Genomic DNA, 14,279 nt, shown 5'->3' with positions numbered 1-14,279 from the left:
CCGTTCGATTCGAAACACAGGAGACACGGACATGTTGCGTTTTCCCCCCTCTGTCCTGCACTGGCTGCTGGCTGCCTCGGCGCTGGCGGCCGCCACGGCCAGCGGCGCCGCCGAACCCAAGCGCGGCGGCACGCTTTCCATCGGCCTGGCGCAGGACCCGGCCATCGTCGACCCGATCCGCACCGGCACCTTCACCGAGCGGCAACTCTCCACGCCGGTGTACGAGCCGCTGTTCGACATCGACGCCAAGGGCAATACCGTGCCCTTCCTAGCCGAGAGCTTCACGGCCAGCGACGACCTGAAGACCTGGCGCATCAAGCTGCGCCCGGGCATCAAGTTCCATGACGGCACGGCGCTGGATGCCGCGGCCGTGGCCGCCAACTTCGAGCGCACGGCGAACCCCGCCAACCGCTGCCGCTGCCTGGTGCAGATGGGCGACTTCAAGGAGTGGAAGGTGATCGACCCGCTGACCGTGGAGATCGTGCTGGCTGGCCCCAACGCCGGCCTGCCGACCATCCTGGCGGACGCGCCCGGCATCATGGTCTCGCCCACCGCGTTCAAGGCCGATCCGCAGGGCGTGGGCACCAAGCCGGTCGGCACCGGGCCGTTCAAGTTCGTCGAGTGGGTGCGCAACAGCCGCTTCGTGGTCGAGCGCAACCCCGACTACTGGCAGCAGGGCAAGCCCTACCTGGACAAGCTGGTGTTCCGCGGCATGCAGAACTCCGAGACGCGCGAGGCGGCCTTCAAGTCGGGTCAGACCGACGTGATCCTGCAGCCCTCGATGCACTTCGTCTCGACCATGAAGACCGACAAGCGCCACGTGGTGCTGTCGCCGGCCGGCTTCGGCGCCGAGGGGGTGTACCTCAATGCCAAGAAGGCGCCGCTGGACGACATCCGCGTGCGCTGGGCCGTGGCGCACGCCATCGACCGTGACCTGCTCAACCGCACGCTGGGCTTCGGCGTGCCCACGCCGGCCTACAGCCCGTTCGGCCGCGGCATGGCCCAGATCAAGCAGCCGGTCGATGTCTACCCCAAGTACGACCCGGCCAAGGCCAAAGCGCTGCTGGCCGAGTACGGCAAGCCCGTGGCGTTCACGCTGAGCTACAACAACACGCCCGAGACGCGGCACCAGGTGCAGTCGCTGCAGGAGATGTGGGCGCAGGTGGGCATGAAGGTGGAACTGGTGCCGCTGGACCAGAACCGGCTGGTGCAGAACATGTCGTCCAAGCAGTTCGAGGCCAGCATCTACCGCTACACCGGGCGGGCCGATCCGGACTCGAACACTTACGGCTTCTTCCACTCGCGCAGCGCCGAGATCAACCCCTCGTCCAACTACGGCGGCTACACCAGCAAGCGCGTGGACGAGCTGCTGGAGCAGGGCCGCGCCACCGCCGATCCGGCCAAGCGTGCCGCCGTCTACTCCGAGCTGGCGCAGGTGCTGGTCAAGGAGGTGATGCCCTATGCCTACCTCAACACCGTGACCGACACCATCGTCACCAAGCCCTACGTGAAAGACCTGACCGTCGTGCCAGACGGCCTGGTGCGCTTCGCATCCATGTGGCGCCAATGACTTCCAAGGAACTGCCGTGAGCCTGCCTTCCTCCATCGCCGCGCGATTGCGCCTGCCGCTGATCGCCGCGCCCATGCTGCGCGTGTCCGGCCCCGACCTCGTCTCGGCGGCCTGCCGCAGCGGCGTGATCGGCTCGTTTCCCACCGTCAACGCGCGCAGCGCCGACGAGCTCGACGCCTGGCTCACGCGCATCGCCACCGAATGTGCCGCCGGCGAGCGCCCGGCCGCGCCGGTGTGCCCCAACATCATCATGCGGCGCGAGCCCGCGATGCTGGCCGCGGACGTGCGCGTGCTGGTCAAGCACAAGGTCGAGATGGTGATCGCCAGCGTCGGCTCGCCGGAGGCTGTGGTCCAGCCCCTGCACGACGTGGGCTGCCTGGTGTTCGCCGACGTGGCCTCGGTGCGCCATGCCGAGAAGGCGCTGGCGGTCGGCGCCGATGGGCTGGTGCTGCTGAGCGCCGGCGCGGGCGGGCAGACCGGCTGGGTCAATGGGATGTCGTTCGCGCGGGCGGTGCGCGCCATGTTCGACGGCCCCATCGTGCTGTCGGGCGGCATCTCGGACGGCGAGGCGCTGTGGGCCGCGCGGGTGCTGGGCTGCGACCTGGGCATGATGGGCACGCGCTTCATCGCCACGCCCGAGAGCATGGCCGTGGACCGCTACAAGCAGATGCTGGTGGACAGCCGGCTCGACGACGTGATGCTGACGCGCGCCTTCACGGGCCTGGACACCAACATGCTACGGCCCTCGGTGGTGGCGGCCGGCCTGGACCCGCAGGCGATCAGCGGGCCGGTCACGCCGGAGCGGGCACGCGAGCTGTTCAGCGAACACGGCAAGGAGGCCAGCGGCCCCAAGCGCTGGGTCGACATCTGGAGCGCGGGCCACACGGTCTCGGCCGTCGGCGCCGTGCAGCCCGTGGCCGCACTGGTGGACGGGCTGGAGCGCGAGTACCTGCAGGCGCGGCGCGCTACGGCCGCACTGCTGGAGGCCTGACCATGCAGGCGCCGCTGTTTCGCAACCGCATCACCGCACTGTTCGGCATCCGCCACCCCATCCTGCTGGGCGGCATGCACCAGTTGGGTCGCTCGGGTGTGGTGGCGGCCGTGGTCAACGCGGGCGGCATGGGCTTCATCACGCCGCGCAGCTTCGACGATCTGGCGGCCTACCGCGCCGACCTGCGGCGCTGCCGCGATCTGACGGGCGGCCAGCCCTTCGGCGTGAACCTCACGATCTCGCGCCGGCCCGGCTTCAACCGCGACGCACCGGCCTGGATCGCCATCGCGCTGGAAGAGGGCGTGCGCCACTTCGAGAGCGCCGGCACCTCGCCCGAGGAGATCGTCGGCCCCATCCATGCCGGCGGCGGCGTGCTGCTGCACAAGTGCCCCAGCGTGCGCCACGCGCTGACGGCCGAGCGCCTGGGCGTGGACGCGGTGGCCCTGGTCGGCATGGAGGAGGGCGGCCACCCGGGCGCCAACCAGCTGCCGACCTTCGTGAACGGCGCCGTGGCCGTGCAGCGCCTGCGCGTGCCCGTGGTGCTGGGCGGCGGCATCGGCAGCGGCCGGCAGATCGCCGCCGCCATGGCGCTGGGCGCCGAGGGCGTGGTCATGGGCAGCCGCTTCATGGTGGCCAGCGAGGTCGAGATGCACGCGGCCGTGAAGCAGCGCATCGTGGACCTGGACGAGCACGGCTCCATCGCCATCCTCGGCACGCTGAACGACACCTGGCGCGTGATGGCCAACGGCACGGCGCGCGAGGTGCAGAGGATGGAAGCGGAGGGTGCACGCCGGCACGAGGACTTCGGCGACCTGATCCTGTCCACGCGCACGCGCGAACGCGTGTACCGCGATGGCCAGGTGGACGAGGGCATCGTCTCGCTGAGCCCGGCCGCGGGCTTCGCGGATGCGATCGAGCCGGCTGGTGCCATCGTCGCGCGGCTGGTGGAAGAGGCACGTGCAGCGATGCAAGCGCTCCAGCAGCGCTGCGCTGGTGCCGAGATGGCGGCCGCATGACGGGGGTGCTGGCGGGCGTGCGCATCGTGGAGATCGCCGGCATCGGCCCGGGGCCGTTCTGCGCGATGCTGCTGGCCGACCTGGGGGCCGAGGTGCTCAGCATCGAGCGGCCCGGAGACGACGGGCCGCGGCCCAGCGCCATCGTGCAGCGCGGCAAGCGCAGCATCGTGCTGGACCTCAAGGCCCCCGGTGCTGCCGAGGTGGTGCTGCGCCTGCTCGACAGCGCCGACGGCCTCATCGAAGGCATGCGCCCGGGCGTGATGGAGCGCCTGGGCCTGGGGCCTGAACCCTGCCTGGCGCGCCGACCGCAGCTGGTCTATGGCCGCATGACGGGCTGGGGCCAGCACGGCCCGCTGGCGCAGCGCGCTGGCCACGACAGCAACTACACGGGCCTGGCGGGTGCGCTGTGGTTCGCCGGCCCCACCGGCCAGCCGCCGCAGGCGCCGAGCACGGTGCTGGGCGACATCGGTGGCGGCGCGCTGTACCTGGCGCTGGGCCTGGTGGCCGGCATCCTGCGTGCGCGCAGCGACGGCCGCGGCCAGGTGGTGGACGCCGCCATCGTCGACGGCACGGCCCACATGCTGAGCCTGCTGCTGTCCATCACAGCCCGGGGTGGCAGCATGGCGCGCGGCGTGAACGCGTTCGACGCGGCGCACTGGGCCGGGCGCAGCTACCGTTGCCGCGACGGCGGCTGGATCAACCTGGCGTCGCTGGAGCCACAGTTCTACGCAGAGTTGCTGCAGCGGCTGGGCCTGGACGGCGATGCGCGCTTCTTGCATGGCCAGCACGACGCGGCGCTGTGGCCGGAGCTGACGCGGCAGCTGGCGCAGCTGTTCGCCGAACACGACCGCGCCCACTGGTGCGCGGTGCTGGACGGCAGCGACGCCTGCTGGGCGCCCGTTCTGCAACCGGACGAGGCAGCCGCCCATCCGCACCTGGCCGCGCGCGGCACCTACCAGCAGGTCGATGGCGTGCTGCAGGCCGCGCCGGCGCCGCGCTTCGGCGCCACGCCCTCGCCGCCGCTGGCCGCCGTGCCGCCGCGCGGCGCCCACACCCAGGAGGTGCTGGCCGCCCTGGGCCTGCCCCAGCACGAGATCGCCCGCCTGCAAGGATGTCCGCGGGCGGCCACATGACACACGAGGAGACACGCATGCACGACACCACCTTCTGGCGGCCCGGCCGCCGCAGCCTGCTGCGGACCGGCGCGGCCACCGCCGCCGCCGCGTTGCTGCCCGCATCCCGGGCCGCGGAGGGCTACCCCGCGCGGCCCGTCACCATCGTGGTGCCGTCGGCGCCCGGTGGCGCGCTCGACCTGATCGCGCGCCGCCTGGGCCAGCGCCTGGGCGAGCGCTGGAACACCTCGGTCGTGGTCGAGAACAAGGCCGGTGGTGTCGGCACCATCGGCACCAATGCGGTGGTGCGCTCCAAGCCGGACGGCCACACGCTGCTGCTGACCAACGCGCCGCTGGTGCAGGTGCCCTGGCTCATGAAGCTGCCCTACGACCCACTGACCGACCTCAGCGCGGTGGCGAAGATCGCCGACTCCTACAGCATGCTGGCCGTGCACAGGAACAGCCCCATCAAGACGCTGGAGGAGTTCGTCGCCACGGTCAAGGCCGCGCCGGGCAAGTTCAGTTTCGGCTCCTGGGGGCCGGGCACCAGCACGCACCTGTGGGGCCTGCTGCTGTCGCGCCAGGCCGGGCTGGACATGGTGCACGTGCCTTACAACGGCGCGGCGCCGATGATCAACGCGCTGCTGGGCGAGCAGATCGGCTGCGCCTTCGTCGATGCGGGCAGCTCGCGCGCCAACGCGGCCTCGCTGCGCTTTCTTGCCTCCGTCGGCACGCGTCGCATGGCCGACCGGCCCGAGCTGCCTACGCTGCGCGAAAAAGGCTACGACGGCTTCGACCAGCTCGGCTGGGCCGGCCTGTTCGTGCCGGCCGGCGTGCCGCGCGCGCTGCTGGTGCAGCTGTCCGAATCCATCGCCCAGGCCATGCAGAGCCCCGAGCTGGCGGCCAATGTGGCGGCGCTGGCCATGGTGCCCACTGCGATGCAGACCGACGAGTTCACGGCGCTGGTGCGCAGCGACCACGCCTTCTGGGGCAAGGTGATCCGCGAGCTGGGCGTGACGGCGAACAGTTGAGCGTCAGGCGACCTGGCGTGCGCGCCCGGCCCAGTGCTGCTCGCGCAGCTTGTACTTGAGCAGCTTGCCGGCCGGCGACAGCGGGATCGCGTCGACGAACGCCACGCTGCGCGGGCACTTGTAGCCCGCGATCAACTGCCTGCAATGCGCGATGAGTTCCTCGGCCGTGAGGGCCTGGCCCGCGCGCAGCACCACGACGGCGTGTACGCGCTCGCCCCACTTCTCGTCGGGCACGCCGATCACGGCGCACATGGAGACCTGCGGTAGCTGGGCGATGGCGTTCTCCACCTCGGCCGAGTAGACGTTCTCGCCGCCCGTCACCACCATGTCCTTGAGCCGGTCGACCACGTAGACGAAGCCGTCGGCGTCCATCACGCCGCCGTCGCCCGTGTGCATCCAGCCGTCGCGCAGCACCTCGGCGGTCTGCTCGGGCTTGTTCCAGTAGCCCTGCATGACCATGGGGCCGCGCGCCGCGATCTCGCCCACGGTGCCGTTCGGCACGGGCTGGCCGGCGCGGTCGACGATGCGCACCTCGGCGATGGGCACGGGCCGGCCGGCCGAGCGCCGCCGTGCGGCCGGCTGTTCTGGCGCATGGCACCAGGCCGGCAGCGCCGTGATCACGGGCGAGAGCTCGGTCATGCCGTAGAGCTGGCAGAAGCGTGCGCGCGGCAGCTTGTCCAGCGCCTGCAGCAGCAGCGCGTCGTCGATGGGCGCGGCACCGTACAGCACCAGTTGCAGGCTGCTGGTGTCGAACTCGGAGAAGCGCGGGTGCTCGATCAGGCGCTTGAGCATGGTGGGCACCATGAAGGTCTCGCTGCAGCGCTCGCTTTGCAGCGCCTGCAGCACGGCCACTTCGTCGAAGGCCGGCAGGATGACCTGCCTGGCCAGCCGCATCATGAGCTGCAGCGTGAGGCCGGCGCCGCCGACGTGGAACATCGGCGCCATGTTCAGGCCGACCGCTTCGTTGGGCCGGCTTGCTGCCATGTTGGCCGAGAGCTGGCCCGCGTAGAGGTTGGTGTGCGAGAGCATCACGCCCTTGGGCAGGCCCGTGGTGCCGCCCGTGTACATCACGGCGGCCAGGTCGCTGCCGTTGCGGCGCGTGTCGGCCATGGGCTGGGCGGCGGCCATCAGCGGCTCGGCGTCGGCGAAGCCTGCGGGCGCCGGGCCGTCGCCGAAGTGCACCAGGGTCTTGAGGCTGGTCGAGAGCTGGCGCTGCTCGGCCGCGACGGTGCCGAAGTGGTGATCGGCCAGCAGGATGCGCGTGTCGCAGTCGTCCAGCGAGTAGGCGACCTCGCGCGCGCTCCAGCGGATGTTGACGGGGTTGACGACGCCGCCGGCCCACCAGGTGGCGTAGAGGTATTCCACGTAGCGGTCGGAGTTGAGGGCGAGCAGGCCGACCCGGTCGCCCGGCGCCAGGCCGAGTCCGCGCAGCACGGCCGCCAGCCGCGCGACGCGGTCGGCGAACTGCGCGAAGCTGCTGCGGCGTGGGCCGCAGACCAGGGCTTCGGCCTGTGGGCGTTCCTGCAGGGCCTTGTGCAGGGCTTGGGTCAGTTGCATGGGGGCGTCTCCGTCCTTGGTTCTTGCGCGCGGCGAGTATGGCGACGGGCCTGCGCGCGCGGCATCGTCCAAAGCGACGGAATGCAGGGCGCGTGGACCACCTTCGCAACCGTGTAATGCATTACATAATCGACCCAGACTCATCAACCGCTGTGGAGAACCGTTTGGACAGTAAACCGCGACGCCCCCGCGTCATGGACGTGGCCAGGGCGGCCGGCGTGTCGGTGGCGACGGTGTCACGCGCCTTCAACCTGCCGCACACGGTGCGCGACGAGGCTCGCGACCATGTGCTGGCGGTGGCCTTGCGCCTGGGCTACACGCCCAATCCTGCGGCCAAGGCCTTGCGGCTGCAGCGCAGCGGCATGGTCGGCGCGGTGTTCCCGACCATGGACTACGGCCTTTACGCGCGCATGGTGTCGAGCTTCCAGCGGCGCATGAGCGGCTATGGCTACCTGTCGGTGCTGCTGACCGTGGGTTTCGACAATTCCCGCGTGTTCGAGCCGGTACGCCAACTGGTGGACCGCGGCGTCGAGGCGCTGATGATGGTCGGCCGCATCGATGACCCCAAGCTGATGTCCTACCTGATCGACAAGCAGGTGCCCACGGTGTGCACCTACTCGGCGCTGACCCACACGCCGTTTCCGTCGATCGGCTACGACAACTACGCCGCCACCGAGAAGGTGATGACGCATTTGCTGGGGCTGGGCCACCGGGCGTTCGCGATGTTCTCGGGCCCGGTGAAGGGCAACGACCGCCAGCAGGCGCGCCGCCGCGCATTCGCCGATGCGCTGGAGCGTGCCGGCATCGCCGGGGAGCCGCGCATCTACGAGGACACGCACGGCTATTCGCTCGACTACGCGATCCGCAGTTTTCGCGCCATGCGCGAGAACCACCCCGAGGTCACGGCGGTGGTCTGCAACAGCGATGCGTACGGGCTGGCCGTGATGAGCGAGGCGCGCCGCATGGGCCTGCGGGTGCCGCAGGACATCTCGATCACGGGATTCGACAACGACGACTTCTCGCCGCTTTCCGAGCCGCCGCTGACGACGATCAATGTCGGTGCGGACCAGATCGGTGAACTGGCCGCGCAGGCCTTGTTCGGTGTGCTCGATGGCGGGCAGGCGGTCGAGGACCAGGTGCTGCCGTCCGAGTTGGTGCTCCGCGGCTCGACGGCCGCGGTGCGCGGCACCGCCTGAGCGGCGGCACCGTTCCGGCCGCTTACTTCGTCGCGGCGACGATCTTGTCGTACCAGGGCTTGGCCATCGGAAACTCGCCCAGCAGGTCGCCGTGCACGGATCGGCCCACGTCCATGAACGGCTTGAGGTCGGGCTCGACGATCTTCACGCCGGTCTTCTTCATTGCGGTGAAGGCGTCGGCGTAGTCCTTCTTGTACTGCGCGGTGGCGAAGGTGATGGCTTCGGCGGTGGCCTCGTGCACCACCTTCTGCATCTCGGGCGACAGCGCGTCGTACTTGGCCTTGGACATCACGATCACGGCCGGCATGTACATGATCTTCAGGTTGGCGTAGGTCTTGGAGACCTCGATGAAGCGGTCCTGCAGGAACACGTCGGGCGAGTTCTCGGCGGCGTCCACGGCGCCGTTCTGCAGCGCCGTGTACAGCTCGGTGTAAGCCATGGGCGTGGGCTGCGCACCAAGTGCCTGGTAGGCCTTGACGTAGCCGGGGCCCTGGATCACGCGGATCTTCAGGCCCTTCATGTCGGCCACCGTGTTCACCACCTTGCCGTTGGTGAAGATGTTGCGCTCCAGCGCCGAAATGAAGCCCAGGCCGACCAGGTTGTACTTGGGCAGCAGGTCCAGCATGCCGCGGCCGATGGGGCCTTGCAGCACGCCGTTGATCTGGTCCACGCTGCTGAACAGGTAGGGGAACGAGAACACCGCGTATTCCTTGGCGAAACCCTCCAGCGGCGCCTCACCGGTGACGACCACGTCCAGCGTGCCGGTGCGGGCCGATTGCAGCATCTTGACTTCGCCGCCAAGCTGGCCGCCCGGGAACACCGAAGCCTTGATCGCGCCCTTGGACTTCTGGTTTACGACCTCGGCGAACTTGGTTGCCGCGGCGTGGTAGTGGCTGGCCGTGGCCAGCACGTGGCCGACGGACATCTCGGCGGTCTGCGCGGTGGCCAGGCCGGCGAAGCCGATGGCGCAGGCCAGCGTGCCCACGAAGCGTGCAAAACGGAAGGTCATGGAGAGTTCCTTGTGAAGGGGGAGGGAGGGGGCGAACGGAAAAGGAATGCCGGCTGCGCTCAGAGCAGGCCGAGCGAGAGCACCGGCACGAAGCTGATGACCAGCGCATCGAACACCAGCACCGCCAGGAAGACCAGCAGCGGCCGCGTCATCGCGTCCATGGAGACGCCGGAGATCTGGCTGGCGATGCTCAGGTTGACGGCCACCGGCGGCGTGACCATGCCCGTGGCCACGTTGATGATCATGATGATGCCGAAGTGGACTGGGTCGATGCCGTAGGTCTGCGCGATGGGCGCCAGGATCGGGCCCAGTATCAGGATGGTGGCCAGCGCCTCCATGAACGTGCCGATCACGAACAGCAGCACGTTGACGAGCAGCAGGAACACGATGGGTCCGCTGGCAATGTGGCCGATCAGTTCGCCCAGATGGTGCGGCACGCGGTTCACCGTCAGCGCGTAGCCGAACAGCGCGGCGAAGCCGACGATCAGCATGACCATGCCGGTCATCACCGCCGACTCGTTGAAGATGGTGACCAGCTCCCTCAGCCGGATTTCCTTGTAGACGAAGGTGCCGATGACCAGGCCGTAGACCACGGCGACCACCGAGGCCTCGGTCGCGGTGAACATGCCCGAGTAGATGCCGCCCAGGATGATGATGGGCATCAACAGCGCCAGCGCGGCCTCGGCACCGGACTTGCCCAGGCCGCGGAGCCAGTCGCGGGGAGAGACGCGCTTGACCTCGTCGAAGTTCTTGAGCTTGGCCATCACGCACACGGCGACCATCAGTGACAGCCCGACGAAGATGCCGGGCAGGATGCCGGCGATGAACAGGCTGCCGATCGACACGTTCGCCACCAGGCCGTAAATGACCATGGGCAGCGAGGGCGGGATGATGGCGCCCAGCTCGCCGCCCACTGCCACCAACGCGGCGGCGAAAGGCTTGGGGTAGCCCTTCTTCTCCATCGCCGGGATCATGGTGCCGCCGACCGCGGCCGTGGTGGCCGAGGACGAGCCCGACATGGTGGAGAAGAACATGCAGGTCAGCACCGAGGCCGCGCCCACGCCGCCGCGGACCCAGCCGACCAGCGCGATGGCCAGTGCGATCAGCCGGCGCGAGATGCCGCCGGACTTCATGAGGTTGCCGGCCAGCACGTAGAAGGGCACGGCCAGCAGCGCGAAGGAGTCGAGTGCCTCGAACACGTTCTGTGGCACCGCGATCCAGTCCATCTTGACGTTGTGCAGCGCCAGCATGGCGCAGATGCCCATCACCGCGAAGATCGGGATCGACAGCGCGAGCGTGATCGCCATGGAGCCGAAGATCAGCATGGGGTTCTCCTGGAGGGGGCAGCGTTGCGGGGCAGGGGCGACAGGGAGCGGGGCACGCGTGTGCCTCAGACCAGGGAGGGCTCGCCGGCGGGCGGCGCCGCTGGCGCGTGCTGCCCGGTGGCCGTGGCCGCGCGCTGGCGGACCACGCCCTCGAGCAGCCGCGTGAGGATGTTCAGGATGGTCAGCGCCGCGCCGACCGGCAGCGACAGGTAGACCCAGGACATCGGCAGGTTCATGACGGTGGAGCTTTCACCCTCGCCGAACTCCACCCAGCGCCAGCCCAGCCAGACCAAGGTGGCCAGGAAGGCGATGGTCGCCACGTACGACAGCATCTTCAGGCGCCAGCCCAGCCGCTCTGGCAGGGCGTCGATCAGCGATTCCACCGCGATCAGATCGCCGGCGCGCGAGGCGACGGCAGCCCCCAAGAAGATGCACCACACCATGAGATAGCGCGCCAGTTCTTCCGACCATGGCGCCGACACAGTGATGCCCAGGCGCGGCAACAGGAAGCGCACCAGAATCTGCAGGAACACCACCACCACCATCGTGGCCAGCATGGCGCCCACCAGTCCGCGCAGGGCGGTGTTCATCCACCGGCTGACGTTGAACAGCGTGCGCAGCGCCGCGCCCATGGGCAGGGCTTGCAGCGGCTGGGGCGCATCGGCCGTCTTGTCGTTGGTGTGCATGGCAGACCTTTCAGAACGTCTCGCGCCAAGGCGCTGTAATCGATTACAAATTTGACGCAAGAAGCGGACCAGAAATGTCTGGCGCGCGGTATGACCGGAAACACGTCGGTACGCCGATGGAGAGGGCGCCGCCGGCATCCATGTAAAGGATTACAAGTCTAGACCCGTGAAGCAGATTCGGTGCCAGTGCTAGCCACATTGCGTTCGTATCGTTTTTGCGGCAGACATATGCGGTCTCTCCACAAGAAATACCTCTGGATAGCGCGTTGAATTGGTGCGTCGGCACCGGAGCGGGGCGTGTCCGCTTCATGCCTGTGCGGTTGCAGGATTCTCTTGCATGTGTTGTGTGTAATCGATTACATTTTGGTGGAATTCCAACCGCCCGATCGCATCGCCATGCAATGCACCGCCTCCAATCCATCCGCTGCCGCAGCGCCGTTGGCCTTCGAGTCCATGGGCCAGGGGCCGGTGCTCGTGCTCGTCGCCGGCCTGGGCGGGCTGGGCCGGTTCTGGAAGCCCGTGGCGCAGATCCTGTCGAGCCACTGGCATGTGCTGAGCTTCGACCACCCCGGCGTGGGCGGCTCCGCTGCGCGCGGTCCCCAAAGCATCGCCACCATTGCGCAGGCGGTGCTCGACTTGATGGACGCCCAGGGCATTGCGCGCTTCAGTTGCCTGGGCCATTCGACCGGCGGCCTGGTGGCCCAGGCATTGGCGCTCGATGCGCCGCAGCGCCTGCAGTCGCTGGTGCTGAGCAGTACCTGGGCTCAACCCGATCGCCATTTCCGCGACCTGTTCGCGCTGCGCCGCATCGTGCTGGAGCGGGCCGGCGAGGGCGCCTATGCCGTGCTCGGCCAGCTGTTGGGCTACCCGCCCGCCTGGTACGCCAGCGCGCTGGCGCAGGACACGGTACCGCAATGGGGTTGGGGCGGTGCCGCGCAGAACGCCCTCACGGCCGAGCGCATCGACATGCTGCTGGGCTACGAGCGCGCTGCTGAATTGGGGCGCATCGCGCAGCCGACCCTGATCGTCGGCGCGGCGGACGACCAGATCGTGCCCTTCCACCATGCGCAGGACCTGGCGCGGCGCATGCCGCATGCCTGTACGCTGGAACTGTCGGGCGGGCACTTTGTGCCGGCCACCCGGCCGGCGGAATACGCCCGGGCGATCCACGAATTCCTGCTGCGCCATGGTTGAGCACAGGTCCCCGCGCATCGCCCTGCTGGGCCGTGGCGCCATCGGCTTGCGCGTGGAGGCCGCGTTGCGCCAGCGGCTGGCACCTGGTGCGGCGCTCGCCGCGCTGGTGCGCCGGCCCGTGGCGCAGGGCGTGGCGGGCATCGACTTCTTCATCGACCTGGATGCGCTGCTCGACTGGGCGCCTGACCTGGCTGTGGAGTGCGCGGGCCATGCGGTCGTCGCACAGGCGGTGCCGGCCTTGCTGCGCACCGGCGCCGACGTGGTGATCGCCTCGGTCGGCGCGCTGGGCGATGCCGGCTTGCGCAGGACCATCGAAGCCGCCGCGCGTGCCGGCGGTGCTCGGCCCATCGTTCCGTCCGGCGCGGTCGGTGGCCTCGATGCGCTGCGCGCCGCGCGCCAGGCCGGCCTGCGCAGCGTGCGCTACACCGGCCGCAAGCCGCCACGGGCCTGGGCCGGAACGCCGGCCGAGGCGCGCTGCGTGCTGGCCGACATCCGTCAGCCGACTGTGGTGTTCGAGGGCAACGCCGCCGATGCGGCGCGCGCCTTTCCGAAGAACGCCAATGTCACCGCCGCCGTGGCGCTGGCCGGCGCGGGCTTCGAACGCACGACCGTGACCCTGGTGGCCGACCCGGACGTGAACGCCAATGTGCACGAACTGCAGGCCAGCGGCAGCTTCGGCGAACTGTCGCTGCGGCTGGCCAACGCGCCCTTGCCCGACAACCCCAAGACCTCCTGGCTCGCTGCGCTGAGCATCGAGGCGGTGCTGCGCGACGTCCTCCATCCCTCCTCCTTCCACGCATCCGACTGGAATTGAACCCATGCGACTTCACAACAAGGTGGCGCTGATCACGGGCGCCGGCGCCGGCATCGGCGAGGCCACGGCCGAACTCTTCATCAAGGAGGGCGCCAAGGTACTGGTCGCCGACCGCGACGGCGCGCTGGCCGAGCGCGTCGCTGCGCGCCTGGGCGACAACGCACTGGCCTGCACCGCCGACGTGTCCAAGTCCACCGAAGTCCAGGCCATGGTGACGTTGTGCGTGGAGCGCTTCGGCGGTCTCGACGTGCTGGTGAACAACGCCGGCTTCGGGTGCCTGGGCACGGTGGAAACGCTGGAAGAGGAGGCTTGGGATGCACTGATGGCGGTCGACCTCAAGGGCGTGTTCCTGTGCTCCAAATACGCCGTGCCGCACCTGCGCCGGCGCGGCCAGAGCACCATCATCAACATGGCGTCGACCATCTCGGTCGTCGGCATCAAGGACCGCGCGGCCTACGTGGCGGCCAAGGGCGGCGTGGCCGCGCTGACGCGGGCGATGGCGCTGGACCATGCGGTGGACGGCATCCGTGTGAACAGCGTGGCGCCGGGCGTGATCGCCTCCAGCTACTACGACCGCATGTTCGAGCAGGTGCCCGACCCGGTGGCCTTCAAGAAAGGGCTGGAGGCGCGCTCGCCGGTCAACCGCATGGGCCAGCCCAGCGAGATCGCCACCATGATGCTGTGGCTGGCATCCGACGAATCGTCATTCGCCACCGGCGCCATGTTCACGGTGGACGGCGGCTTCACCGCTTGGTGAGCCACCCCATTCCAAGGAGAC

General features: G+C 69.4%; 13 protein-coding genes. 9 read left to right on the top strand and 4 right to left on the bottom strand.

Annotated features, from left to right (window positions below; translation table 11 throughout):
• Positions 1 to 31 precede the first annotated feature (31 nt).
• The 5 genes from ACSQ4M_RS33230 to ACSQ4M_RS33210 are packed head-to-tail and all read left to right on the top strand — an operon-like array spanning position 32 to position 5,720.
• On the top strand, positions 32 to 1,570 hold the full coding sequence (locus ACSQ4M_RS33230) for an ABC transporter substrate-binding protein (protein ID WP_436193613.1): 1,539 nt from the start codon (positions 32 to 34) through the stop codon (positions 1,568 to 1,570).
• Positions 1,571 to 1,586: 16 nt separating this feature from the next.
• A complete protein-coding gene (locus ACSQ4M_RS33225; protein WP_436193612.1) occupies positions 1,587 to 2,561 on the top strand; it encodes an NAD(P)H-dependent flavin oxidoreductase in 975 nt (324 codons plus the stop codon).
• 2 nt (positions 2,562 to 2,563) lie between these two features.
• Complete coding sequence (locus ACSQ4M_RS33220; protein ID WP_436193611.1) at positions 2,564 to 3,577, top strand: NAD(P)H-dependent flavin oxidoreductase; 1,014 nt, start codon at positions 2,564 to 2,566, stop codon at positions 3,575 to 3,577.
• On the top strand, positions 3,574 to 4,710 hold the full coding sequence (locus tag ACSQ4M_RS33215) for a CaiB/BaiF CoA transferase family protein (RefSeq protein ID WP_436193610.1): 1,137 nt from the start codon (positions 3,574 to 3,576) through the stop codon (positions 4,708 to 4,710). Before ACSQ4M_RS33220 ends, ACSQ4M_RS33215 begins: the two co-directional genes overlap by 4 nt.
• A 17-nt stretch (positions 4,711 to 4,727) precedes the next feature.
• Positions 4,728 to 5,720, top strand: a complete 993-nt coding sequence (locus ACSQ4M_RS33210; RefSeq protein ID WP_436193609.1) for a Bug family tripartite tricarboxylate transporter substrate binding protein — start codon at positions 4,728 to 4,730, stop codon at positions 5,718 to 5,720.
• Between the two features lie 3 nt (positions 5,721 to 5,723).
• Here the strand turns inward: ACSQ4M_RS33210 and ACSQ4M_RS33205 are convergent, their stop codons facing one another.
• Positions 5,724 to 7,277 carry a long-chain-fatty-acid--CoA ligase gene (locus tag ACSQ4M_RS33205; RefSeq protein ID WP_436193608.1) on the bottom strand — a complete coding sequence of 518 codons (1,554 nt, stop codon included), beginning with the start codon at positions 7,275 to 7,277 and terminating at the stop codon, positions 5,724 to 5,726.
• 194 nt (positions 7,278 to 7,471) lie between these two features.
• Here ACSQ4M_RS33205 and ACSQ4M_RS33200 point away from each other — a divergent pair, with 194 nt between their 5' ends.
• Positions 7,472 to 8,473, top strand: coding sequence for a LacI family DNA-binding transcriptional regulator (locus ACSQ4M_RS33200; RefSeq protein WP_436193607.1), 1,002 nt, complete (start codon positions 7,472 to 7,474; stop codon positions 8,471 to 8,473).
• Positions 8,474 to 8,495: 22 nt separating this feature from the next.
• Here ACSQ4M_RS33200 and ACSQ4M_RS33195 read toward each other — a convergent pair whose 3' ends face one another.
• The 3 genes from ACSQ4M_RS33195 to ACSQ4M_RS33185 all read right to left on the bottom strand — a co-directional run bounded on the left by ACSQ4M_RS33195 (position 8,496) and on the right by ACSQ4M_RS33185 (position 11,493).
• Positions 8,496 to 9,482 carry a TRAP transporter substrate-binding protein gene (locus ACSQ4M_RS33195; RefSeq protein ID WP_436193606.1) on the bottom strand — a complete coding sequence of 329 codons (987 nt, stop codon included), beginning with the start codon at positions 9,480 to 9,482 and terminating at the stop codon, positions 8,496 to 8,498.
• Positions 9,483 to 9,541: 59 nt separating this feature from the next.
• Positions 9,542 to 10,807, bottom strand: coding sequence for a TRAP transporter large permease (locus tag ACSQ4M_RS33190; protein ID WP_436193605.1), 1,266 nt, complete (start codon positions 10,805 to 10,807; stop codon positions 9,542 to 9,544).
• A gap of 65 nt (positions 10,808 to 10,872) precedes the next feature.
• The gene (locus ACSQ4M_RS33185; protein WP_436193604.1) at positions 10,873 to 11,493 is read right to left on the bottom strand and encodes a TRAP transporter small permease; all 621 of its coding nucleotides are present in this window, start codon (positions 11,491 to 11,493) and stop codon (positions 10,873 to 10,875) included.
• Between the two features lie 396 nt (positions 11,494 to 11,889).
• Between ACSQ4M_RS33185 and ACSQ4M_RS33180 the strand changes: the two genes are divergently transcribed.
• From ACSQ4M_RS33180 to ACSQ4M_RS33170, 3 genes are read left to right on the top strand one after another with little or no spacing between them, the layout of a single operon-like run.
• On the top strand, positions 11,890 to 12,687 hold the full coding sequence (locus ACSQ4M_RS33180) for an alpha/beta fold hydrolase (protein ID WP_436193603.1): 798 nt from the start codon (positions 11,890 to 11,892) through the stop codon (positions 12,685 to 12,687).
• A complete protein-coding gene (locus ACSQ4M_RS33175) occupies positions 12,680 to 13,501 on the top strand; it encodes an aspartate dehydrogenase (protein WP_436193602.1) in 822 nt (273 codons plus the stop codon). The genes ACSQ4M_RS33180 and ACSQ4M_RS33175 overlap by 8 nt, the downstream gene beginning before the upstream one ends.
• A 4-nt stretch (positions 13,502 to 13,505) precedes the next feature.
• A complete protein-coding gene (locus tag ACSQ4M_RS33170) occupies positions 13,506 to 14,258 on the top strand; it encodes an SDR family oxidoreductase (RefSeq protein WP_436193601.1) in 753 nt (250 codons plus the stop codon).
• The last annotated feature ends 21 nt before the right edge of the window (positions 14,259 to 14,279 follow it).

Origin of the sequence: Pseudorhodoferax sp. LjRoot39, from assembly GCF_964253035.1 — a bacterium.
Classification (GTDB): domain Bacteria; phylum Pseudomonadota; class Gammaproteobacteria; order Burkholderiales; family Burkholderiaceae_C; genus Pseudorhodoferax.
This window is presented reverse-complemented; position numbering and strand designations above follow the sequence as displayed.